Source organism: Chryseobacterium sp. ON_d1, from assembly GCF_006829085.1.
In the GTDB taxonomy this organism is placed as follows: domain Bacteria; phylum Bacteroidota; class Bacteroidia; order Flavobacteriales; family Weeksellaceae; genus Chryseobacterium.
In genome coordinates this window covers 22,880-46,381 of the sequence record NZ_BJTC01000016.1, presented here as the reverse complement: position 1 = coordinate 46,381, position 23,502 = coordinate 22,880, and the positions used below count along the sequence as shown (strand labels likewise).

General features: G+C 33.4%; 18 protein-coding genes. 13 read left to right on the top strand and 5 right to left on the bottom strand.

Annotated features, from left to right (window positions below):
* The first annotated feature begins 8 nt into the window (after window positions 1-8).
* From CRS_RS21415 to CRS_RS24860, 6 genes are all read left to right on the top strand, one after another.
* Window positions 9-1,763: an ATP-binding protein gene (locus CRS_RS21415; RefSeq protein WP_142725987.1), complete on the top strand. Its 1,755-nt coding sequence runs from the start codon at window positions 9-11 to the stop codon at window positions 1,761-1,763.
* A 72-nt stretch (window positions 1,764-1,835) separates the two neighbouring features.
* Window positions 1,836-3,629 carry a DUF262 domain-containing protein gene (locus CRS_RS21410; protein ID WP_142725986.1) on the top strand — a complete coding sequence of 598 codons (1,794 nt, stop codon included), beginning with the start codon at window positions 1,836-1,838 and terminating at the stop codon, window positions 3,627-3,629.
* Window positions 3,630-3,708: 79 nt separating this feature from the next.
* Window positions 3,709-5,466, top strand: a complete 1,758-nt coding sequence (locus tag CRS_RS21405; RefSeq protein WP_142725985.1) for a site-specific DNA-methyltransferase — start codon at window positions 3,709-3,711, stop codon at window positions 5,464-5,466.
* A 20-nt stretch (window positions 5,467-5,486) separates the two neighbouring features.
* The gene (locus CRS_RS21400; protein ID WP_142725984.1) at window positions 5,487-8,159 is read left to right on the top strand and encodes a DEAD/DEAH box helicase; all 2,673 of its coding nucleotides are present in this window, start codon (window positions 5,487-5,489) and stop codon (window positions 8,157-8,159) included.
* Between the two features lie 58 nt (window positions 8,160-8,217).
* The gene (locus tag CRS_RS21395; RefSeq protein ID WP_142725983.1) at window positions 8,218-9,720 is read left to right on the top strand and encodes an AAA family ATPase; all 1,503 of its coding nucleotides are present in this window, start codon (window positions 8,218-8,220) and stop codon (window positions 9,718-9,720) included.
* Window positions 9,717-10,397: an HNH endonuclease gene (locus tag CRS_RS24860; RefSeq protein ID WP_142725982.1), complete on the top strand. Its 681-nt coding sequence runs from the start codon at window positions 9,717-9,719 to the stop codon at window positions 10,395-10,397. The genes CRS_RS21395 and CRS_RS24860 overlap by 4 nt, the downstream gene beginning before the upstream one ends.
* A 279-nt stretch (window positions 10,398-10,676) precedes the next feature.
* Here the strand turns inward: CRS_RS24860 and CRS_RS21385 are convergent, their stop codons facing one another.
* On the bottom strand, window positions 10,677-11,945 hold the full coding sequence (locus tag CRS_RS21385) for a DUF4099 domain-containing protein (RefSeq protein WP_142725981.1): 1,269 nt from the start codon (window positions 11,943-11,945) through the stop codon (window positions 10,677-10,679).
* A 260-nt stretch (window positions 11,946-12,205) separates the two neighbouring features.
* On the bottom strand, window positions 12,206-12,649 hold the full coding sequence (locus tag CRS_RS21380) for a RadC family protein (protein ID WP_142725980.1): 444 nt from the start codon (window positions 12,647-12,649) through the stop codon (window positions 12,206-12,208).
* A gap of 851 nt (window positions 12,650-13,500) precedes the next feature.
* Between CRS_RS21380 and CRS_RS21375 the strand changes: the two genes are divergently transcribed.
* The 3 genes from CRS_RS21375 to CRS_RS21365 all read left to right on the top strand — a co-directional run bounded on the left by CRS_RS21375 (window position 13,501) and on the right by CRS_RS21365 (window position 16,115).
* Window positions 13,501-14,322, top strand: a complete 822-nt coding sequence (locus CRS_RS21375; protein WP_142725979.1) for a hypothetical protein — start codon at window positions 13,501-13,503, stop codon at window positions 14,320-14,322.
* A 176-nt stretch (window positions 14,323-14,498) separates the two neighbouring features.
* A complete protein-coding gene (locus CRS_RS21370) occupies window positions 14,499-15,554 on the top strand; it encodes a hypothetical protein (protein WP_142725978.1) in 1,056 nt (351 codons plus the stop codon).
* 219 nt (window positions 15,555-15,773) lie between these two features.
* A complete protein-coding gene (locus CRS_RS21365) occupies window positions 15,774-16,115 on the top strand; it encodes a DUF2511 domain-containing protein (protein WP_142725977.1) in 342 nt (113 codons plus the stop codon).
* An 80-nt stretch (window positions 16,116-16,195) separates the two neighbouring features.
* On the opposite strand, the gene CRS_RS21360 is transcribed toward CRS_RS21365, so the two are convergent.
* Entirely contained in the window at window positions 16,196-17,452 is a 1,257-nt protein-coding gene (locus tag CRS_RS21360; RefSeq protein WP_142725976.1) for an exodeoxyribonuclease VII large subunit, read from the bottom strand.
* A gap of 203 nt (window positions 17,453-17,655) precedes the next feature.
* Between CRS_RS21360 and CRS_RS21355 the strand changes: the two genes are divergently transcribed.
* Both CRS_RS21355 and CRS_RS21350 read left to right on the top strand, forming a co-directional pair.
* Window positions 17,656-18,429 (top strand): SDR family NAD(P)-dependent oxidoreductase, encoded by a 774-nt coding sequence (locus tag CRS_RS21355; protein WP_142725975.1) that lies wholly within the window; start codon window positions 17,656-17,658, stop codon window positions 18,427-18,429.
* Window positions 18,430-18,483: 54 nt separating this feature from the next.
* Window positions 18,484-19,404: an AraC family transcriptional regulator gene (locus tag CRS_RS21350; protein WP_142725974.1), complete on the top strand. Its 921-nt coding sequence runs from the start codon at window positions 18,484-18,486 to the stop codon at window positions 19,402-19,404.
* A gap of 251 nt (window positions 19,405-19,655) precedes the next feature.
* On the opposite strand, the gene CRS_RS21345 is transcribed toward CRS_RS21350, so the two are convergent.
* Both CRS_RS21345 and CRS_RS21340 read right to left on the bottom strand, forming a co-directional pair.
* Complete coding sequence (locus CRS_RS21345; protein ID WP_142725973.1) at window positions 19,656-20,042, bottom strand: VOC family protein; 387 nt, start codon at window positions 20,040-20,042, stop codon at window positions 19,656-19,658.
* A gap of 46 nt (window positions 20,043-20,088) precedes the next feature.
* Window positions 20,089-20,844 carry an AraC family transcriptional regulator gene (locus CRS_RS21340; protein WP_142725972.1) on the bottom strand — a complete coding sequence of 252 codons (756 nt, stop codon included), beginning with the start codon at window positions 20,842-20,844 and terminating at the stop codon, window positions 20,089-20,091.
* A gap of 421 nt (window positions 20,845-21,265) precedes the next feature.
* Here CRS_RS21340 and CRS_RS21335 point away from each other — a divergent pair, with 421 nt between their 5' ends.
* On the top strand, window positions 21,266-22,276 hold the full coding sequence (locus tag CRS_RS21335) for a S41 family peptidase (protein WP_172617131.1): 1,011 nt from the start codon (window positions 21,266-21,268) through the stop codon (window positions 22,274-22,276).
* Between the two features lie 68 nt (window positions 22,277-22,344).
* Entirely contained in the window at window positions 22,345-23,340 is a 996-nt protein-coding gene (locus CRS_RS21330; RefSeq protein WP_142725970.1) for a phosphotransferase, read from the top strand.
* Window positions 23,341-23,502: the final 162 nt, after the last annotated feature.

Sequence of the window (23,502 nt, the reverse complement as noted above, 5' to 3'; positions counted from 1 at the left end):
TATAGATTATGTCAGAGAATACATTAAATGATATTTTTAAAATTTTAACTGTTGCTCCAAACCTAATTCAAATAGAAGTTATAGATGCAGATAAATTTAAGCAAGATACTTCAGACTTTACAATTGGTAGTTATTTGAAAATTTCCGATGATTCAAATACATCTATAATTGCATTAGTTCAAAGCTTTAAAATTAAAGAGATAACTAATGGTGGTGGAGAAAATCATTTTGGAAACCCTACATTTATTCTAGATGCACAACCAATCGGATTTTTAGATGAAGACGGCAAATTTAGAAGAGGAGGACAACAAATAGCAATACCTCCAAATCAAGTAGCTATAGCAGATATTTCTATTTTGAAAAGTATTTATGCGGCTACTGCATCAGATAAAGAATTTATTTTCTCAAGTCTAGCGCAAAATACAAAAATTGATATTGCAGTAGATGGCGATAAGTTTTTTAGTAAACATATTGCTGTTATCGGATCTACAGGGTCAGGAAAATCAGGTACTGTTGCAAAAATTTTACAAGAAGGTATTAATCCTAGTAGCGAACAAGTTAAAAATGGGATTCTAAATAACTCACATATTATTCTTTTTGATTTGCATGGTGAGTACTCTCCAGCCTTCCCAAAAGCAAAAAAACTTGATGTTGATAATTTGGTATTACCATATTGGTTGATGAACTCTGAAGAACTTGAAGAAATGTTTATTGAAAGTTCTGAAAGTAATTCTCATAATCAGATATCTCAATTTAAAAATGCAGTTACATTAAACAAAAAACGTCATAATAAGCTTCTTAAAAAAATAAATTATGATACACCCATCTATTTCAGTATTGATGAAGTTTTCAGGTATATTTCTAACAATAATATTGCAACTAAAGATGCAAAAACTGGTGAATTGAAATTAAAAAATAGAGCTGAAGATGTAGATGATATTTATCAATTATTCGAGAAAATAGAATTTGAAGATAAAGCAACTGGAAAAATCAATGCAGGACCTTACGCAGGCGAATTTGATAGGTTTGTCCCTCGACTTGAAACAAAATTAAATGATGATCGATTAAGCTTCTTATTAAAACCAAGAAAAGAAGACAAGTCAGAATATAAAACCGATGATTTAGCTACTATCCTAAAACAATTCCTAGGATATAATGAGGAAGATAAAACTAACATCACAATCATTGATTTAAGTGGAATCCCCTTTGAAGTTCTAAGTTTAGTAGTTTCATTAATTAGTAGATTAGTTTTTGATTTTTGTTTTCATTATAAATCTATAAAATCTGGCACAAACGAAATTCCTTTTCTTCTCGTTTTAGAAGAAGCACATAATTATATTCCACAAAGTCAGGGCTCAAAATATCATTCTGTAAAAAAATCCATTGAAAGAATTGCTAAAGAAGGACGAAAATATGGTTTATCATTAATGATAGTAAGCCAACGTCCATCTGAAATTTCTGAGACAATATTTTCACAATGCAATAATTTTGTTGCTATGAGATTAACTAATCCTACAGATCAACAATATGTTAAAAGACTAATGCCTGATAGTGTTAGTGCTATAACAGATACATTACCGATATTGGAACGTCAAGAAGCTTTAATTATTGGTGACAGTATCCCAATTCCCACCATTGTGAAAATAAAAGATCTAATATATAAACCAGCTTCTAATGATATTGATTTTAGAACAGAGTGGAAAAAGGATTGGTCATCAGTAGCATTTGATCAACTTATAAAAAAAATGAAAAAAGACGTTTAAAAAAATAATACTTCTTAACTGAATGTTAAAACACGAAATATTGAAAAGAAATGAAAAAACATAATTTTAAAAATGGAAGACATATTTAAACCACAAAGTTTAACAATAGGTGAACTATTTGGTAACAAGGATGCTTTATATCAAATACCACGTTACCAACGTCCCTACTCATGGGGAGAGGATCAACTTAATAAGCTTTGGGATGACTTAAGGGAAGCTCAACAAAATGAACCTAATTATTTTCTAGGTTCTATAATTACTGCCAAGCCCGAAGAAGCTTCAAATTATTTAGATATTGTTGACGGGCAACAAAGACTTACCACTCTTTTAATATTACTTTGCGTTTGTAGAGACATGCACCCAGAACTTAATGCATCGATGTTAGAAAAAGATCCATTTGCTATTGATGGCTATACCATAAAATCGTCTATTAGATTGAATGATAGATTTGAACGTCTCAGATTAAAAACACATTCTAACCATGAGAGCGATTTTAAAGATTTAATAATAAAAGAAGGAAGGACGCTGGAAAATAAAAGACCCTACAAAAAAGATTTACGCATTGAACAAGAACCGAAATTTAAATTTCAAAATACCGCTGCATTTTTTAAGGAAAAAATGGATGATCTTGGGGAGCAAGAGACAGGAAAATTTATAAATTATCTCTTTAATTGTGTAAAAATCATCCGAATAGATTGTCAATCAGTAAGTTTTGCTATAAAATTATTCCAAGTTTTAAATGATAGAGGTCTAGATCTCTCTAATGCTGATTTAATTAAGAGCTTCCTTATCGAGAAAATCCATAAAAAATATGAAGATGAATCTGAGTTAAAAAAACATCACGAAGATCAATTTATGGATGATTGGAAAAGTTGTGAAAATATGGCGACAGACACTGACGAAAGTATGAATAATCTTTTTGTGATGTATGAATATTATTTATTAGGCAAAAACCCTGAACGTTCATTATATGATGAACTAAGAAATTTATTTGCAACTAAAGATGCGAATGATGTAATTAAACAATTTAAAGATTTTGTCTCAACCTACAAGCTAAAAATTTATAATTCAGAAAATACTATCATTTACTCATTGTACTATTTAAGATGGAGTGTTTATTGGCGAACTATTGTCACTACAGCTTTGTACGAAAAATATCCTGATTTTGAGAATTTCCTTATAAAGTTTAGAAGATATTACTATCTTAATTGGCTATCAGGCAATACTTTATCAAAAATCAAACAAACCTCGTTTAATCTCATAGGATATTTGAAAGAACATAAGCCTTTAGAAGAGATAGAAACAGAGTGGAATAGGCAATTGAATGAAGATATAATCCAACGCGCAATTAATAATTTGAATGGTGATATTTATTTTGAGCCTTGGTGTAAACCTTTGCTATTTATGATTGAATATGAACAACAGGATAATCCTCAGTTTTATTCAATGGGAGACAGAAATATTCAAACTGAACATATTTTACCACGTGCATACAAAAATGTAGAAGAATGGCAGTTCGTAAATAGTATAAGTAATATTGAAGATTGGATAAATACCGGCGCAAACCTAACACTATTGAGCGGAAGTAAAAACTTAAATGCAAGAAACTATGCGTTTGCCGTCAAGCAAAAATCATATGATGGTACAGGATTGGAAAATGCAGATGATAAAAAAATTAGCTCTTTTAAAATGACTCAAGATATCGTCAATGATTATCATGCTAATAAATATAATGGGGAATGGAGTGTCGAAGCAATTAATGCTAGATGGAATTGGTTTTGCAATCAAGTTGAGAAAATATTAGATATAGATTTAAGTAAAAATAAACTTATCCAACTTGAATACGACGTTTATGACAAAAAATAAGCAACACTATGCATAGTCAGAAGTTTGCCTTCAATATTATAATTTTCTTACCTTGTCACATTAAACTGTTAAAAATAGTATGCCCACACTTCATTGGATTGGAAAGGAAAAGATTATTAATCATCATTTAGAGGTTCCATATAAAATATTAGAAAAGAAATATTCGGTTTCTTCGAAAGAGATAAAGGACTCAAATATTTTGTCTGAAAATAAAATTATTCATGGCGATAATCTCGTAGCTCTCAAGTCTTTACTGCCTCAATACGAAGGGAGAATAAATTGCATTTACATAGATCCTCCATATAATACTGGTAACGAAGAATGGATATATAACGATAATGTAAATGATCCAAAAATTAAAAAATGGCTTGGTGAAGTTGTAGGTAAAGAAGAAGAAGATTTAACAAGACACGACAAATGGCTTTGTATGATGTATCCTAGATTAAAATTATTAAAAAAATTACTTCATCAAAATGGTTGTATAATTATAAGCTTAAGTCATCATGAAATATCATCATTACAGTTAGTTTGTAAAGAAATTTTTGCTGAAATGCAGATTACAATAGTAACAGTTCAGACATCGGGAGGTAAACCCTCAGGCGGATTTAATTATACTCATGAATACCTTATATTCATATTACCACAAGATTTCAAACCCAATGCACTATCTTTTTCAGGTGGCAATGTAAGATCTCCATTTGAGGGTATGACTTTAGCTACATTTAACAAAATTCAAAGACCTAACCAAGCTTATCCAATTTACGTTGAATCAAAAACAGGCTTGTTACATAGTGTTGGAAAATCACTTGCAGAAAGAATAAAAGACAAAACGTATGTTGGTAAATTGGAAGACTTTATTTATGATTATAATGAAGCACCTGAAAATTGTGTAGCAATATGGCCTGTTACAAGTAAAGGAGATGACTGTGTTTGGAGACTAATACCATCTCGTTTAAAAAATGATTGGGGCAAAGGATATATAAAAATATCTCCAAATCAGTCAAAAAATAATTTAAATTCATATAGTATACAGTATTTACCATCAGGAGTAATTAAGAAGATTGAGACGGGTGAATTAGTTACTTCTGAGAGTGATAATGATACTCCAACTTTAAATTTTGGCAAAAATAAAACTGTAGGAAGTCAAATACCTACGATGTGGATGGAAAAAAAATTTCATACTGTTAATGGCACACAATTGCTCAACGAAATATTTGGTTCTAAAATTTTCAATTACCCAAAACCTCTTTCACTCATTGAGGAAGTTATTAGAGCTGTAAGTAACAAAAATGATATAGTATTAGATTCATTTGCAGGTTCAGGTACAACAGCTCATGCCGTCCTAAATATTAATAAGGAAGATGATGGAAATCGCAAATTTATTCTTATTGAGATGGAAAACTACGCCGAAGCAATTACTGCAGAAAGGGTTAAAAGGGTCATAAATGGATATGGAAAAGGAGACAAAGCCGTTGAAGGTACTTTGGGGCATTATTCATATTACACACTTGGTCAAACAATATTTGTTGAAAACGGAATGCTCAACCAGGAAATAGAGTTACACAAAATTTATGAATATGTTTGGTATTCTGAAACTAAATTACCATTTGAAATACAATCAGAAAACTATTTATTGGGGGTAAAAGATGAAACTGCATATTATTTTTACTATGAGAAAGAAAAAATGACAACGTTAGATGAAAGTTTTTTGAGAACTATTAAAACAAAATCAGATCAATATATCATTTATGCAGATAACTGTTTACTTTCAAATGATTTGATGCAAAAATATAGTATTGTATTCAAGAAAATCCCTAGAGATATTACAAAATTATAATTACTCATAGACTATTGTAGATGGAGCTAAAATCATATCAAAAAGATGTCATAAATGATTTAGAAAATTTTCTAGATTATCTAAATAAATATCAACACCCTGGAAAAGCGTTTAACCAATATTGGTTTGACAAAATAGGTAGCTATAATCCGTTGACTAACACTGGAATGAAACCTTATAAAAATAGCATTCCTAATGCAGTACATATTGCGATAAAAGTTCCAACAGCAGGAGGAAAAACTTTTATAGCTTGTAATGCTCTAAGCTCTATCAATAAATATTTCAATCAAGGAAATCCCAAAGCAGTTGTGTGGTTAGTTCCGTGGACAAATCTTCTTCAGCAGACGTACCAAAATTTCACTAATCCTAACCATCCATATAGAGAAAAACTTAATTCATTATTTAATAACAAAGTAGAAGTTTATCAAAAAGATCAGCTTCTACAAGGTGCAAATTTTAATCCATCATCAACTAATGAGCAGTTAAACATTTTTATATTAAATTTTAGTAGTTTAAGAATTGATAAGGCAAAAAAGGAAGATAGAAAAATTTTTCAGGAAAATGGTGCCTTAGAACAATTTAGACATATAATTGAAAAAGACATTGTATTAGAGAATACTGATGAAACTGCTCTAATTAATGTCATTCGAAGTTTGAATCCGATCGTGGTTGTCGATGAAAGTCATAATGCTGAAAGTGACTTGAGCGTTGAAATGTTGAGAAATTTAAATCCTAGCATGGTTTTAGATTTAACTGCAACGCCTAAGGAAAACAGTAACATTATAAGTTTTGTTAGTGCTTTGAAGTTAAAAAAAGATCACATGGTAAAATTACCTGTCATTGTTTTCAATCACAATAGAAAAGAAGAAGTTATATCAAGTGCTTTAAATCTTCAAAGAAAACTGGAACTTCATGCATTAGAAGAGGAAAAAATAACAGGGAAATATATTAGACCTATTATATTATTTCAGGCACAATCTAATATTAAAGGAAAAAATAACACAACATTCCAAAAAATAAAAGAGCAGCTTATTAAACTACAAATTCCTGAAGAACAAATTAAAATTAAGGTCAGTGGTATTGATGAACTTAAAGACATAAATCTAATGTCGAGAAATTGTTCTGTCCGTTATATTATCACCGTAAATGCTTTAAAGGAGGGATGGGACTGTCCAAATGCATATATTTTGGCATCACTTGCAGATAAATCTTCAGCTGTTGATGTTGAACAAATTCTAGGAAGAGTTTTACGGCAACCTCACGTAGCAAAGCACAACGAACCATTATTAAATATGTCATTTGTTTTAACTGCTTCAGCAAAGTTCAATGAGACTTTAAGCAATATTGTTAAAGGTCTACAGGATGCGGGATTCAGTAAAGATGACTATTTTGCAAGAGATATAGCAGAATCAACGAAAACAAGAGAAGAAATTTTAAAAGAAGATTTATTTAGTGATAATATTAAAATGGCCACAACAGAATCTTGTGATGACGATGATTTTGATTTGAATGAAATTAAATTTAATCCAAATGATAATGTTACTCTTAAAGATTACGAAGACAAATCTCAATTTGAAAAATTATCTGACCTAACATTAAAAGCTGTTGCGCAGTCAGAGATCTTTGAAAAACAAGTGCAGAGATTGGATATGGATGAAAACACAATTCTTTTAATGGAAGTTATGAATAAAGAGCCAAAAAGATATTTTATAGAGGAATCATATAAACTTATTGCAAAGTCATTACTTCTTCCTCAATTCTTCATTAAAATAGAGGAAGAACTTGGTGACGGAATTCTTTTTGAAGAACTCAAAAAAAGTGAAAGATTACTTAACAAATTAAGCTTACTTAAAGGATTTAATTTGCTCCAATGTGATACTAGTATTAACTTTGATGCTACTTCGGCTGAGATGTATAAGGTTGATTTTGACGAACACAAAGGAACATCAACAATAGATAAAATAACTAAAAGATCAAAAGATATACTTTTAGATTCTATTTTATCAAAACCAAAAGATAGTCAGATCAGGCAAGTTAGCTCAATGATTGTTTCTAAACTAGGTGATATGACACCGATCTCTGATCAGGACTTAAAAAAATATGTTTCAAGAATATTTGAACAATTGACTGTTGAACAGGCAAGAGACATTGTAAATAATGACTTTTTATATATAAATAAGATCAAGGAAAAGATTACTCAGCTAACCAATATTTATGCTAAAGAACGTTTTAATATATTGCTAGATGCAAACGAAATAATTGTCAAAAAAAGCTATTCACTTTCTGACTATATTGTTCCTTTAAATCCGTCCTTACCAATTTCAAAATCATTGTATGGCCAAGAAGCAAATATGAATGAGTTTGAGAAAAAAATGATACTAGAAATTGCTTCGCTAGAAAATATTATGTTTTGGCATAAAAATATTGTTAAAGGCCAAGGATTTTACATAAATGGTTACAGTAATAATCATTATCCTGACTTTATTGCTTACACTAATAAAGGAAATATATTAGTAATTGAAACTAAGGGAGATGACAGAGCAAATGATGACAGTAAAGAGAAAAATAAATTAGGAAAGACATGGGCTGAAAAAGCAGGCTCAAATTATAAATACTTCATGGTTTTTCAGAAACTAAATGTTGATGGCTGTTATAATTCAAGCAATATTATCGAAGTTTTAAAGCGACTATGATTCCGTAATTTTCCTTAGAGTAATTATAAAATTCAAATTATAGTAAATATAGAATTGCATGTTTAGGATTAAATCTCTCTCATTAAGAAATCATTATAAATTTGGAAATTTAGATTTCGATTTTTGCAATTTTGATCAACAAGAAACTTTAAATTATTATACAATTCTAATCGGTCCTAATGGCACAGGAAAAAGCCTAATTCTTGAGATTATTATCAATTTATTCAAACTAATATCGAATAGACAATTAGAATTATTTGATGATTTTAGTTCAGGTTTTAAAATAGAATTCTATTATAACTCAAAGCTTTTTTTTTACAGTAATCTTGATGGTTTGACATCTACAAATATTAGTAATAAAGACGATCTCCCCAAAAAGATTATAGCAAATACATTTTCTGCAAATGATAGATTTCCATTTATTGATAAAAGGAGGATCATGGGAGAATTAGAGTATTTTGAAAAAGCATATGAATATCAGGGGCTAAGAACAATTTACAATGCAATTTATAAAGGAAGTAATCTTAAAAAGCTTTTTTATAGTATAGTTGGTATTAGCCAAAGAATCGAAAAACTGAAAAATCTTCAAATTTTGTTTGAAAACATTGGTTTTGAACAGATGATCACATTCAATCTTAAGCCTGGTAAAGGTTTAAAGATAAAACATAGAGATCAGAAAATCTATGATTTTCTAAGTGATGAAAATAGTTTTAAAGATTATTTTGACAATACTATTTTAAGAAAGTATTCTTCTTACTCCCGTAATAACAATCGCTACAACTATCTTAGAACATTTGTTGATGACAAAGATATTGTCAATAAAGCGTCTGTATTTTTACAAAGACTGCTATATAAAAATGACTTTTCTATAAAAAATAAAACTAACATAAAATATTTGCTAGATTTCAGTGATTTAGAATCTTTTGAAGAAATTCGTGAATTTGCAATATCAATTGAGTTATTGATCGAATTGGAACTTATTGATATTGCTGAGATTTCATTTATTAAAAATCAATATGAGTTAGGTATTTACAGTATGAGTTCGGGTGAGTTCAATATTCTATCATCTATAATCAATATTGCAGCCAAAATTGAAAATAACAGTATTATAATGGTTGATGAACCTGAAATTAGCTTACACCCTGAATGGCAAATGAAATATTTAACAATACTAAAAAAGGCATTTGAAAATTTCATAGGCATACATTTTATAATTTCTACACATAGTCATTTTATCCTGTCAAACTTATTTCCAACAAATTCAAAGATTATAATTTTAGATAATGAAGCAGATTACGTTTCAATTAATTATTTTGAAGATAGTACTTATGCAAAATCTGCAGAAGAGATCTTATTACATGTTTTTAAAACTCCTACAACCAGAAATTTCTATATAAATGATCTTGTTGGAAATATTTTAGATAAAATGGCAAACCCAGAAACACCTAATAATGTCATTATTGAGGATATTCAAAAACTAAAATCTCTAAAATTAGAATCATTAAATGACTCTGATCCTTTAAAAGATATTGTACTAAAACTTATTTCAAAAATTGAATGAGAATTGATCCGTTACGAAATAAAATTCAGAAGAGTTATCTTTGGAAAACAGTTGATAGGAATATAATACGTTCTTATCCACTCACATCTCACAACGATTGGACAAACTTAAATTATAGATATCAACCTATTAAAAATCGAATAAAGGATCACTACTCTATTGAGCAGCGAGATCACTGTGTATATTGTCGTCAAAAAATAAATTTCAAAGGATACGATGAACCAATAGAACATATAATTCCGAAGGAAGCAAGGTATGATTTAATGTTTACTCCACTAAATTTATGTTTATCATGTAGGACTTGTAATACCAAAAAGTCGACAAATTCTCCTTTATCAAATCGTTTCAGAAATAATTTATCTTTAAACTATGATATATATACATCAACTCACTTTAGAATACTCCATCCACATTTTGATAATTTTCACGATTATGTGTTTATAGATGACGGTTTATTTTATAGATCTTATAATAGAGATAAAGGACTACTTCACATATATTTCTTCGATCTTAATTCTCCTACTAAAATAATCGACTTAGCAAGAGATCAAAAAATTGATAAGTTTAATTTTCACAAGAAACTAACTCATAAAATGAGAGATCCATCCCTATCCCAAAAGCAAAAAAGAAGGATTAGAGAGATTTTATTAGAAGTTATAGACAGAAGACCTCTTTAGATTTTAGTTAAATACCTTATTTTATAAGAATGTAATTTCCGCAATTTTTTAGAAACATAGAAAAGCAATAGCTGGGGACTATTTTATAATAGGGTTGCTCCAAATTCCGCAAAAATGCGATTCCGACTATAGTGAGGAATCGCATTTTTGCCCCAAATTTCCCCGTCTCACAACCTCAAAAACCTGTGAAGCCATACACTCTACAGGTTCGAAAAGCAACATTAAAAGCTAAAATAATCCTTTTACATCAGATTCCTGAAGCCTCGATAATACAGATGATTATCTTGTGGGCTTCTTAAAAGAAAAGACAATCCTCGCAACCTCCTTATCAAAACGAATATACCCCTGATATCCCCTTCCTTTTTCACTCACCAACCCATTGATATAAGCCATCTCCCCCATCTTTAATTTCTGAATCTGCCAACGACGAAGCTTCATTCCCCTAAAAGTCGAAGGAACTACAAACTCAAAGCTATGTTCATCATTCCCTCCTTTCGGTTTCTTATTGAAGAAAAATTCCAACCACTGCTTTTCTGCATTAAACTGCAACGTCGCATTAAAAAGCCTTTTACTCTTAGATAACATATTTTCAATAAACAAAGGTTTTCCCGAACGAAGAAGCCCCTGTTGTTCCGAGCTCAAAACCACGCCACAGACCACCACAGGAACTCTGACAAAATTGATGGGCAAAGAAAACAGTTCGTTGGTCAGCTTATCCCTGCTAATCAATGACGGAACCAATTCTCCTGTGACAGGATTAACAAGATGCACAACCCTGCCCATATTTCCGATATTCAGAAGATTTAATCGATCCTCTTTTGAAAACTTATGACCCAAAAATTTTTTCCTGAAATCAGGCATTTTTTGTGATCTGTAAACGTGAAGCACCACTTCCCCATTGTCATTTAACTTTAACTGTAACCTGGCATTAACAGTACCGCTTTCTTTCTCATAATCATCTCGTACAGGAACCAATACCGAAGACTTAAATCCTTTCAGTAATTCATCCAAAACATTACACTTTTCCAACATCTGCTGATCAAGTCCGATCTTAGCTATCGCATTCCAGTCTACATCTTCGATCTGATAACGGTATCTTGGATTAATTACTTCAATAGATGGTCCCTTAGAATAAGAAATCCCATTCGAGCTATCACTGTCCAAATTCTTTTTATTCCTCAAAACCTCAACAGTATCAATCGAAACCTCATACTGCTTCAGGTCTTCTCTATTAACAGATGATGAACTATCAATATAATCCTGTAATTCCAACGCAGTTTCTACTGCTTCAAATTCTGTCACCTTAAAAAATGAGTAGGCTTCGGGATTTTTAAGCTGATTATAAAAATCCGCATAGAATTCGGTAAAAGACTCCGCTGATGAATCGATTCGTATCATTGAATCGACACCATCAGAATCTGGAGCAACATCGATAAGATGTCCATTTTGATTGACATTCTGAACCATTCCAACGGAATTAGTACTGTGATGAAGAACCAATAAGGTATTGGCTTCTGAAATTGATGTGCTATTGATTGTATTATTCATAACGTTGATTTTATGAGTTGTTATTATTGTCTTTAGTCTTTAATTAAAATTGATGTACAAACTTGTTTGAAATACCTGCAATAGTGTGATAGATTCTGCAAAGGATAGGATTTGCCGTATTTCAACAACATTGTAAGATGAATCGTTAAAAAAGCTGTCTTAAGAAAACCCGTTCTCAGAAACTCCCAACTTTTATAATTCCATGGCGTTATAAAAGCCTGAGCACTTTGCATTATATTCTAAGACAGCTTTTTAAGAATCTATATCATCCCATCATCCGCAAACGAGAAATGAAAATCCGAGGTCAGGATCACATGATCCAGCAGAGTCAGGCTCAGAATCTTTGCCGCCTCTTTGATCTGGGAAGTCATTTTGATATCGCAGGAGGATGGTTTCAGATTTCCGGAAGGATGGTTATGGGCAACAATCATTGTCGAAGCATTGCAAAGCAAGGCAGCCTGCATCACGATCCGTACATCCACCAGTGTGGAAGAGATCCCGCATTCAGAGATCTTCTTAATTCCCAGCACCTTATTCGACTGGTTCAGGTACAAGGCAAAGAAAGATTCCCGATAATCCATTTCCTCCGCATCAAAATGCGCCCTGAAAACCTCCACCGCATCCCTTGATGACGATATCGATCTTTCACAATTTCCCTTTCTTGAATAGCTCAGCTTAATTTCGTTAACAATATTGAATTTCATCTGAATTGCTCCGTGTGCGGCGGAGACCTGTTTTTCCCGCACCTGCTGTTAAAAAACCTGTAGATTGCAGCTTGAAGGAAATCTTGACCTTTCTATTTTACCTGATCGTATCATTCATTTTACGAATGGTTATTAAATGTTTTAGAGATGGTATCATCTGATCAAATGATCTTTTTACGATATATGAGAATGTTTTATAATCATTCAGATATATGAAATAATACCATGGTAATCATAAGAATCATAATTTCAATGAACTGCATTTGCATCTTGTGAGGTTTCTGACTTTTCTATGCAGATACACCATTCAGGCAGGCACAAGGAAAACTGGAATCAATTCCAAAAAAACAGTAAGAAAGTGTATTGATGTAAGCCTGAAATCTTTTTGCGGAGGCTCCGGGATCTCCGATCACGGATACCCAAAAAGATTTTTTTCAGCAGGGACAACGGAATAAATTTGCTATAGAAAATCGGATAGCCTCAGATAGAATTATGGCAGTAGAAATTATGATCAGTTTATTATGGCTTAAGAAGAATTAAGGTGATAAATAATTAAAATATTTATCTTCAGAAGAATAAAATATTGATGAAAAATTATTTAATCATCCAGAAAGAATTTTTAAGTGAAATTTAAGATCTTTTTCAGTGAGTCATACTTTAATAAATTTGTGTATATAAAAACTTTAAACGTAAGAATAGATGTATGAAACTTTTTCGTTAAAAAATCAGGAATGAAAAATATCAAATATCTTAAGAATTTATATTTTAATTTTGTAGTAACTTGATAGCATATCATTTTGTTATAAAATAGATAGATTTTTGAGTTAGAGCAAAAAACCAAAACAAAAACTATGACCGATCACTCCGAAACTATTATCACAAGAGAAATAAAGTATAGCATAACTGTACAAACAAATTTTCACATTCAAAACTATTTAAGTAATAACAGCAGAATTAATGATTCTTATTTTTGGGTGGAAGAAAGCGAATTTAACGACACTTTATGCTTTTCATCAATTCTACTTAATGAACTTACAGACGTACAAGAAATATATGATACTGCAAATCAAATTATTTCTATCTATGAAGGAATTTACAAATTACTTGATAGGACAAGACATAATCAACAATATTTTACTCTTTTAGAAATAGTCAATCTGGATGAAAGAAGGATCATTTCACGGTCAGGTCATTCAGAGCTTTATAAAATTGACATTAATCTCAAAGGGATCAAAAGCGAATCGCCCAAAGGTCCTGTCAATCCAATATATTCTTTGTTTGCAGAAATTGTAAAAGATGACTTCTTAACTAATTTATTTTTCCTACTATCAAATAAAGTAGATTTTAGAATGCTTTATATTATTTACGACGATATACGATTTTATCTAAAATCAATTGATGACAATGAATTTTTAAAAGAATTTTCGACCCCTTTAAATCGTTTTACTCATACAGCAAATAACTACGAAGTATTAGGTTTTTTTGCACGACATGGACGGACTAATCATGAACCACCCAAATCACCAATGCATTTAAAAGAATCAATGAATTTAATTTTTGACATCATAGTTAAATTGTTAAGAGAAAAATTTTCTATTGTTCTTCCTTCTTTTTGGGGACTTATGTATGTTGATTTTTCTGAGGGTGAAATTGAAAAATTATTTGAAAAATAATAAAAGTACCTGACAAAAGTTTGACAACATAGCTACTACATTGAATCTATGGTGGATTTTTGCAAGAATTCATAGCAGAAATTGTATTAGTTGAGTGGTTAAACAGATCCGACAAAAATGGTTATTGGCTAACAGCTAAAGAGGTTATGAATTAGTTTATTAAAAACTTAAAGCTTATGAGTCCTGAAGAGATAAATAAAAAATTATTACAGAAGATGAAAGATGATAAAAAGACTGAATTAGCGCAAAATTCAGTTTTGATCGATCAATTCATTGCGCACTGTAAAACATTGGGAATAAATATTTCCTTGTCAAATATTGACTATATCCAATCCATCGGAATCATTGCAGAGTTTCCTGACTTGGTACGATTGCTGAATCACGACATGGTTCCGGACAAAGAAGGACTGATCAACACAAAAACTTTGGAGGCACAATTCTCTAAAAAACAATTTGAAGGTTACTATTATGGAAGTAACTTTATGGTTATGGCAAACCATCTTTTCAGAAGAGGTTATTCAAAAAATGCGAATTTTGCACCAGAATTTTTAGATTTCTTTTGGAAATTGGAACAACCTAGCAATGACACTTACATTGCCATTGACCCAGACAGAGTCAGAATCAATGTAGACAGCAGAATGTACATGGAGTACGATACATGGTATGGTGCAAAATTCAAGAAGTCAATTCATGAAATATCCGATGGCGTTGTAAAACTACGGCCTCCAGCCGAGCTTACTGATTTTTATCTTGACTTTCTTTTTGCGGGAAGCTATTCGCTTGATATTTTATGGTATTCAACTATTGAAAATATTAATGATATACAAAAGAAGATCAAGGTATTTCAATCAGAAGAATTCAAAACAGACAATCATTTCCTATGGATTGATAAGGAAAAATATTATCCAGTCCGCTATGTTCATGCCGAATTTGACGTTCAAGAGAATCATTTCAGACACTTTGACGGTGCCATACATTTCTACACCGAGGAAGAATATATTCAGAGGAGAGATAGCGATCTCAACTTCAATAACAAAAATAATTTCAAATTAAAGACACAATCACAAAAATTATTTAAGATAAACGGTTCGGTTTCAATTGATGACTGGATCAGTTTAACCAGCCAATTCATGTCCCAGAATCCTTTAGTTAATGAATACTTTGAAGGAGAACTGCCCCAAAAGGTAACAGAAATCCTATCCGCATTGAAAAAAGAAGAAGAAGACCTTTAAATACTTTATAATTATCGTGTTGAGAAGCTCTTTAGAATTCCAAAAGGAAAGCTTTAAGCTAGTTTAATAATATTTTAATAAAATTAAATGACACTATAACTTTTAATTGAAATCATTAAATAATTCAAATCCCTATAAAAATCGGGATTTGTCTTGATACGGAAACCCGTAAAAGAAGAATTAATAGTTTTTTTACTTTTAAAGCTCCACATTTCAACTATGAAAAATCTAGTCCTGCTTTCTATCTTATCATTAATTTTATCATGTAGTGCACCTGCTACAAAAAACACGCTTAAATTCACCAAACAGGATTACATCGGTGAATGGCCATTTTCCGTCAATGAGATCGAGGTCTACTGTTCTGGTTACAAAGAGATCTATGGCAGAACGAGTAACGGAAAGGTCTATGCCATGAATGGATCTGCGAAAGGAGCCTCACACAATGACACTTCCATCAGCAAGATCGAAGAGATCTGGCTCGATGATCCGAAATGGGCCGGGCTAAAGATTTCCTATGGAGATTTTATTACCCAGGGTCTCACACTTTGTGAGAGTAAGTAATAAATTTTAAAATTGCAGAAATTAATCGGGTGGCTATCGATATCAATAGTCTCTGTATTAAGGAATATAATACCAAGACATCAAAATACCTTTGCCAAAACAAATCCGATGGCCAAAGCAAGTATAAATGCAAAGATGATCTTTGCATAATCAGTTTTGCTATTTTGTAATTCCTGATTAAGCCTAATATTATCCTTATTCAGTGTTTCCAGTTGCGCCTTCATTGAGGCTGTCTTTTCATTGACGGCAGACTGCAAATTCTTTTCATGCAAGGCTGAGATCTCCTTTTTGTAACTTTCCAATTCCTCCTTTCGTTGCTTCTCCTGCTCGGAGAAGTTCTTCTGCGTGTCCTGAAGCTGTTTGACAGACGATTCCTGAAGCTTCTGAAATTCTTCGTTTCTTTTGGACAGTTGTTCAGTTAAGGTTTTAACCTGCTCAGAAAACTGTTTTGAAACATCTTTTTTAACCTCATCGATTAATAGAGCTCTTGAGTTGGATCTTTCCAAAGACAGTTTTTCTGCTATGGCATGCAATCCTGCTCCATAATCATGGGGTAAATGGAAACGTTTATCCGCAAGTTTGTCAAGCAGGGTTTCATCGACCGTATGTCCGATTGCTGTAATAGTTACTGAATTAAGTCCAATGAACAGCTCAGAAAGCTGAATATTGTTAAACGTCTCCATGCTCTGACGGTCACCGCCTCCCCTTACCAAAGCAACTATATCATATTCCATCGATGAGATTTCATTCAATTTGGAAATGATTGCCGTTGAGGAGGTAATATTACAGCTATGGTCATCGATTTCAAAATATTGCACGGAAACATCCAGTCCTTCAGAAAAGTCTTTCTGGACAATAGCATTATTCCCATAAATATTGGCAATCTTTACCTTTTCATCTTTCAGCATCTTCTCTCTAATAAGGGTTTCAAGATCCTTTGATCCTGTTTCAAGCTTTTTCTGGATCAGCTCATATCTTTGCAATTCCTCTTCCGATATAGATTTTTCTTCCTGCTGGATGATCTCGTCCACTACAAACCGTAATTCAATAGATGAATTTTTGATGCTCTTTTCAATAAACCCTCTGAGCGTATAGATTTCATTATTGATCATCTTACTTCTCAACAGAGAAGAGATGCGAACCCCTATTGAAACGTGGTCACCTTCCGAGAATAGGAGGTCATAAAAATAATTACCGTAGGCTTTACCCCCACCGAAGGAATATCTACCTTTCAAATAGATGATATTGACCGTAGCATTCAGCTTCAAAGCATTGCTAAAGATTCCAATGACGGATGCCGGTGAATAAACCGGATACGTGATTTCTTGTTCTGACATAGATGAAAATCATTCAAAAAAATTCCTAACAAAGATATTGTTATTTGTCACGAAATAAAATACGATCGTTTTACAGAAGTTTCACCTTTTTTATGAGATTAAATTACCCTATCCTCGATTGGGCTTCAAGTAGTCTCGATTGGGTTACATTAATTTTAGTTTTAATATCCATCTTTGCTTCATTAAATTAAAACAATAAGATTATGCAAAACAATGAAAATAAAGTGGCACTGGTATCGGGCGCGAACACCGGTGTGGGATTCCAGATCGCTAAAGCCCTTGTAGAAAACGGCTATATTGTGTATGTGGGTTCACGTGACCTGCAAAAGGGTGAAGCAGCCGTGGAACAGCTGGGCGGATTAACAAAAGCAATCCAGCTTGATATTACGGATTCAGGGTCTATCCGTGCCGCGGTGGCGATCGTCGAAAAAGAACACGGATACCTGACCTTACTGGTCAACAATGCCGCAGTCTCTCATGCCGGTACTCCAGGACGTACATTGGAAGAGATCATGGGTGCACAGCGTGCGAGCATAGCACTGATCAGCGAATTAAAAAAGGTATGGGATACCAACGTATTTGGAACCCTAGCTTTGACCCAGTCTTTCTTGCCGCTACTGCACAAAGCTCCAAGTGCAAGGATCGTCACAGTTTCCAGTGCTCTAGGGTCGCTGACGATCAATTCCAACCCTGAAAACCCTTACCGTTCGAATTTTGATGCGGTATATGGCGCTTCGAAAACGGCACTTAACGGAATTTTTCTTTCACTTGCTATTGAACTGGAGAACAGCGGCATCAAGGTGCATCTGGTAAGCCCGGGATTTACGGCTACGGCGCTCAACAATTTTCAGGGAACGGATTCTGTAGAGGAAGGTTCGAAGGAACCGATCCGGGTAGCTTTGGCAGAGGATCTTCCGACGGGAAGCTTTACAGGTCCTGCTGATTTCAGCGGGAAAGACAACATCCTGCCGTGGTAGTTTTAACACAAAACCTATGATCTCTGGTCATAGGTTTTTTTATACATTTATAGTATGAAATCCAAAGAAGATAAGCTGATAAGATTTATATCTATATCGGAAAGCCATCAGGCCTTCGGACTGCCGGCACCTCAGCATCCGCTGATCAGCCTTGTCCATTTCAACCAGGACAACCCTTTTAATACGTCAATGGCACCGATCTATGATGTCCTGAGTTTTTATAAGATCACCTTTATTACAAGAAACAGAGGAAGGCTGAAGTATGGCAGAAACTATTATGATTACGATGAGGGCAGCATGCTGTTCATGGCGCCTAATCAGTTAGTAGGAAGTACAGATTACAACAGCGAGACCTATTGTTATATTTTACTGATCCACCCCGATTTTTTGCTGGGCCATCCCATCGCCCGTAAAATAAAGCAGTACAGTTACTTTTCCTATACCTCCAATGAGGCACTCCATCTTTCCGATAGTGAAAGAGAGGTCATTCTTTCCGTTTACAGGATCATGGAGCAAGAGCTGAACAGCCGCGTGGATGAATTCAGCCAGGAAGTCGTAATTGCGCAGCTAGAGCTGCTGCTAAGCTATGTCAACAGGTTCTACAAGCGTCAGTTTATCACCCGGAAAGCAGTCAATAACGACATTCTCCAGAGAACGGAAACTATTCTCGATGACTACCTTAATACTCAGACATCAATACATCAGGGACTCCCAACAGTACAATTCCTCTCGGATCAGCTGAAGATCTCACCCGGCTATCTGAGTGACCTATTACGCTCGTTGATCGGACAGAATGCACAGCAGTACATTCAGGGCAAGGTCATTGAAAAAGCAAAGGAGAGGCTAACCAACACTGACCTGACGGTGGCTGAAATTGCCTATGAACTAGGGTTTGAGCATCCGCAGTCATTCAGCAAGATGTTTAGGTTGAGGACCGGGCTCTCGCCTTTGGAATTCCGTACGTTTTTTGATTGATGGGCTTTATAACAACCTGGATATGGTTAATATCTTATCTCTTTATCATGATTTACGAAACAGCAATAAAAGTTAAACCATCTTTAATTCTTAATTTTTAATAAAAAGCAAAGTAATTCTGCACACTAAAGTATATCATTGGCAAAATAATTTTACACATCAAAGTATGCCATTACACAATAAAATTTTGTTGCGTTGATAATATATTATTGCCATGCACTAAACTGATTCGATCGATAAGCTTGTACAAATCACTCAACGTTTTCATTGAAGGGGTTCACACTGATTTCTATCAAGAGATATTCAAAATAGAAATAGAACCCAAATGTATTTCTGATCGATTTCGGTTCTCCTTCAAACCGTAAGTTTTCTTCCTTCCGTAGCTTTCTGTACATATTCCAGACAGCTTCCTGATCTTGCTGATAAAATCCGATATGGAAATTCTCGGGATACTCAGGTATATCTTCCTTTTTATTCAATACCTGTCCCCAGATCACAAGGGCAAATTGGTCTCTGTTTTCCAGGACTGCCATTTTACTGTTTCGGTTAACGATTGTGCTGAAGCCGAAATAGTTTGTAAATAAATGCAAAGCCTTGTCTACATCCTTTACCACCAGATTGATATGATTCAAACTCATTTGGTTTAATTTTATTTGTTCTATTGATCAAACAAAATTAGGTTTCTTACATCAGGCTCAATTGGATAAATCGGTCGTTTTCGTTTTTGTTCAAGATCGTAGGTTTTACTCCAGCGAATTTCTTTACTTCTCTGATAAAATGGGATTGATCACCATAATTAAGTTCCGGGTAGAAATCGCCCTTTTTCAATTGTTTCAATGAATTTGAAAAACGGATGATATTTATATATGATTTCAATGATACTCCCAACCAAGCATTAAAATAGCGGTTAATCTGCCTGCTGCTCCAGGAAACTTTTTTTGATAATTCCTCAACAGTTGTCTCTCCTTTTGATAAATAAATCAGCTCAAACAAATTCTTCTTACGGTCATCTATTTTCTTTTCAAGTTTTGCCTTAACAATCTCACAGGCTTTCTTATAAAATTGCTCAAAGTGTTCCAGATCGTTTTTAGAAAATCCCCAATAATCGCAAGGGAGAGTTTGTTTAGTATCTTTTAAATCCGCAATAGATTTTTTAAAGATATATTCAGCGGCTATCGGATGAAAGCTTATGGCAAACATCGTCGATCTGGGGAATGGTGGTTTGATGACAGGCCCGGTGCAAATCCCCGATATAAAGATCTCAAAATGCTCATCTTCTCCTGAAAAAAGGAATAGATCTATTTTCCCGTCAGGAACGATGATCCCTTCTCTTTTTTCATCAGTATGATTTTTTACCATCCAGACACTTTCTACTATATCTGAAAGGGAATTGTCGGGTTTAATCGATAAATACTCTAATTGATTTTTGGTGGTGTTCATGCATTAAAAATTGTATTTTGAATACCATACAGCAAAAGAACGCAAAATATTTACTTTATAGCCTTACAATATCAACGATTTCATTTTATTTACGTTACGAAACATTAAAGCAAATCGTGTTACCATATTTTATTGGCCAACGAAAGCCTATACTTTATCCGATAAATTCCCTACATCCTACATATGGTATCCTTAACCGATATACCTGATGCTCTATTTTTCATAGATACCGATGTCGCCTGTGAGATCCAGGCATTTGAATCCGCCTTTTCCATAATTGTTCATCACCAAAAAAGCAATAACCTGCAATTTCGAAAAAATAAATAATTGCAAGCCCAATGTGAAAGTCAAGCCTTAGCCTTCGCTTAAAGTAATTTTTTTTATGTAGCTTGCTGCAATGTTACTATATCCTATTTTGAATATGATCAAATCTTTTCTCTTCGCTATCTTTTTACTCATCTCTACTTCTTCGTTTTCACAAGCTTTAAAAAATGACAGCGTCAAATCATTTGTGGATACCTCCGTTGCCCTGATCAAATCAAACGCAGTTGATATTTCCAACATAAAAATGATTGAAAATATTTTATATACTAAAGCTAAAGACCTTAATTCAGTTTCTGAACTCGCTCCTATATATGCTCAGGTTTTCGAACTGCTCAAAGATCATCACGGCGGCCTGAAATATAAGGGTAAAAGCTACGGATGGAAAAAGCCTGAAAGCTCTGCAAATGTCTATCTGAAAGAAAAATTAAAAACTGAGAAGTCCGTAGTGAGCCAGGTCATCGGTAAAACAATAGCCTACATTAGAATACCAGGCAACGATGACTTCGCCTTTAAAAAAGTCGACAGTATTGCCAATGATATCACAGAACATATCAATAAAGTTAATTCAGCTAAAATTAAAGCTTGGATCATTGACCTCAGAGTCAACAGCGGTGGCAATATGTACCCTATCCTACTGGGATTGAAAGAATTTATCGGCAGTGATAATATTGTTTTCGGCGGTTTCAGGAATTCAAAAGGAGAATCTTCAGGAAAATGGGAGATAAAAGAAGGTAAAATGTTGATCGACGGTATCGAACTGGTTAGAAAAACGCAACTAAAAATTCCGATCAAGCAAGATGTTCCGATTGTTATTTTGACCAGCTGCTACACGGCCAGCGCCGGTGAAATGACGGCTATATCTCTGATTGGAAGAAAGAATACTTTTGTTGTGGGTGAGCCCACCGCCGACTACACGACCGCTGTCCAGGGTTTCAAAATAAATAAGGATGCCGGGTTGAATTTGTCTACCGACTATGTTGTGGATAGAAATTCAAAGGTCTACACCAACAATGTCCATCCTGATACTGAAGTTGTACAAGGTGATAATCTTGAAGATCTACTCAAGGACAAGAAAATCATACAAGCTTTGAGAATGTTAAAAAAATAAAACTGTCATCCATCGACAACTTATTATACATTTAACAACAGTTATTAAAATTATAAAAAATCGAGAAGATGAACATTTTCCCTATAACGGCAAGTATACTGTCAGAAACCGAACTATGCAATTTTATCAGGGAAAAATATGCTTTAAGCGGTGAGTATCATTGTAAACTGTTCCGGACAGGTGTCAATCATACCTATTTCATCTCAGGTGAGAAAGGAAAATTCGCGATAAGGGTCTACTGCCATAACTGGAGAACCAAACCAGAAATTGAGGAGGAACTTGAACTCCTCAACGTTCTTAAGGAAAATTCTCTTTCTGTCTCCTATCCAATCCCCGATAAAGAAGAAAATTTGATACAAGCTATCAATGCTCCGGAGGGTATTCGATATGCCGTGCTCTTTTCATTCGCTGAAGGTCAAAAGATGCGATATATGTCTAATCGGACTTGCTATTCCATTGGTTCACTTATGGCAAAAATCCACAACATAACAGAGCATAAAAAGGTCGACAGGGTAAGCTATAACTCTGAGATACTTTTATACCGGTCTTATGACCTTATCAAATCGTTCTTTGATGAAGACCTGTATGAAATGAAATACATCAAAGAAATCAGTCCTTTAATAGCCAAAAGATTTGAAAGCAGCCATTTATCGGAAAATCAATGTGGAATCGTCCATCTTGATATCTGGTACGACAATTTAAGTGTTAACGATGAAAACGAAATCACTATTTTTGACTTTGATAATTGCGGAAACGGCCCTTTTATCTTGGATGTCGGTTACTTCTGTAAGCAACTATTTTTTATCGAAACTAATAAACAGGAGTACGAATTAAAGGTGCAAAGCTTTTTAAACGGTTACCGGAAAATAAGAGCTCTTTCGGATCGTGAGATTGAATTGATTCCTGATGCCGGAGCCTCTATTTTTATATTCTATCTCGGCGTACAGGCTAAAAGATTTGATTGGTCCAATATTTTTTTCACCGAAAACTACCTTAAAATGTTTGTCGGAAGAATAAAAGACTGGAACGATTATTATCAGAAGGGAGATAAACGATTATCATAATAAATATAAAACTAAAATTTATTCTTGAAATAGATTAAGACCAACCAATTCATCAGTTTTCATTTCATTTGCTGAAAACTCATTGAGACCATCTGCATATTTTTTTTAAAACATTAATGCATAGCAAAGGAAGTATCATAACTGTTTTTTTAGTGAAACAAA

What these genes read in the sequence shown, in the direction of transcription:
- CRS_RS21360 (WP_142725976.1), bottom strand. Translation starts at nt 17,452, where the DNA reads ATGTCAGAACAAGAAATCACGTATCCGGTTTATTCACCGGCATCCGTC.
- CRS_RS21385 (WP_142725981.1), bottom strand. Translation starts at nt 11,945, where the DNA reads ATGAATAATACAATCAATAGCACATCAATTTCAGAAGCCAATACCTTA.
- CRS_RS21355 (WP_142725975.1), top strand. Translation starts at nt 17,656, where the DNA reads ATGCAAAACAATGAAAATAAAGTGGCACTGGTATCGGGCGCGAACACC.
- CRS_RS21380 (WP_142725980.1), bottom strand. Translation starts at nt 12,649, where the DNA reads ATGAAATTCAATATTGTTAACGAAATTAAGCTGAGCTATTCAAGAAAG.
- CRS_RS21400 (WP_142725984.1), top strand. Translation starts at nt 5,487, where the DNA reads ATGGAGCTAAAATCATATCAAAAAGATGTCATAAATGATTTAGAAAAT.
- CRS_RS21365 (WP_142725977.1), top strand. Translation starts at nt 15,774, where the DNA reads ATGAAAAATCTAGTCCTGCTTTCTATCTTATCATTAATTTTATCATGT.
- CRS_RS21345 (WP_142725973.1), bottom strand. Translation starts at nt 20,042, where the DNA reads ATGAGTTTGAATCATATCAATCTGGTGGTAAAGGATGTAGACAAGGCT.
- CRS_RS21405 (WP_142725985.1), top strand. Translation starts at nt 3,709, where the DNA reads ATGCCCACACTTCATTGGATTGGAAAGGAAAAGATTATTAATCATCAT.
- CRS_RS21330 (WP_142725970.1), top strand. Translation starts at nt 22,345, where the DNA reads ATGAACATTTTCCCTATAACGGCAAGTATACTGTCAGAAACCGAACTA.
- CRS_RS21375 (WP_142725979.1), top strand. Translation starts at nt 13,501, where the DNA reads ATGACCGATCACTCCGAAACTATTATCACAAGAGAAATAAAGTATAGC.
- CRS_RS21335 (WP_172617131.1), top strand. Translation starts at nt 21,266, where the DNA reads ATGATCAAATCTTTTCTCTTCGCTATCTTTTTACTCATCTCTACTTCT.
- CRS_RS24860 (WP_142725982.1), top strand. Translation starts at nt 9,717, where the DNA reads ATGAGAATTGATCCGTTACGAAATAAAATTCAGAAGAGTTATCTTTGG.
- CRS_RS21370 (WP_142725978.1), top strand. Translation starts at nt 14,499, where the DNA reads ATGAGTCCTGAAGAGATAAATAAAAAATTATTACAGAAGATGAAAGAT.
- CRS_RS21410 (WP_142725986.1), top strand. Translation starts at nt 1,836, where the DNA reads ATGGAAGACATATTTAAACCACAAAGTTTAACAATAGGTGAACTATTT.
- CRS_RS21395 (WP_142725983.1), top strand. Translation starts at nt 8,218, where the DNA reads ATGTTTAGGATTAAATCTCTCTCATTAAGAAATCATTATAAATTTGGA.
- CRS_RS21340 (WP_142725972.1), bottom strand. Translation starts at nt 20,844, where the DNA reads ATGAACACCACCAAAAATCAATTAGAGTATTTATCGATTAAACCCGAC.
- CRS_RS21415 (WP_142725987.1), top strand. Translation starts at nt 9, where the DNA reads ATGTCAGAGAATACATTAAATGATATTTTTAAAATTTTAACTGTTGCT.
- CRS_RS21350 (WP_142725974.1), top strand. Translation starts at nt 18,484, where the DNA reads ATGAAATCCAAAGAAGATAAGCTGATAAGATTTATATCTATATCGGAA.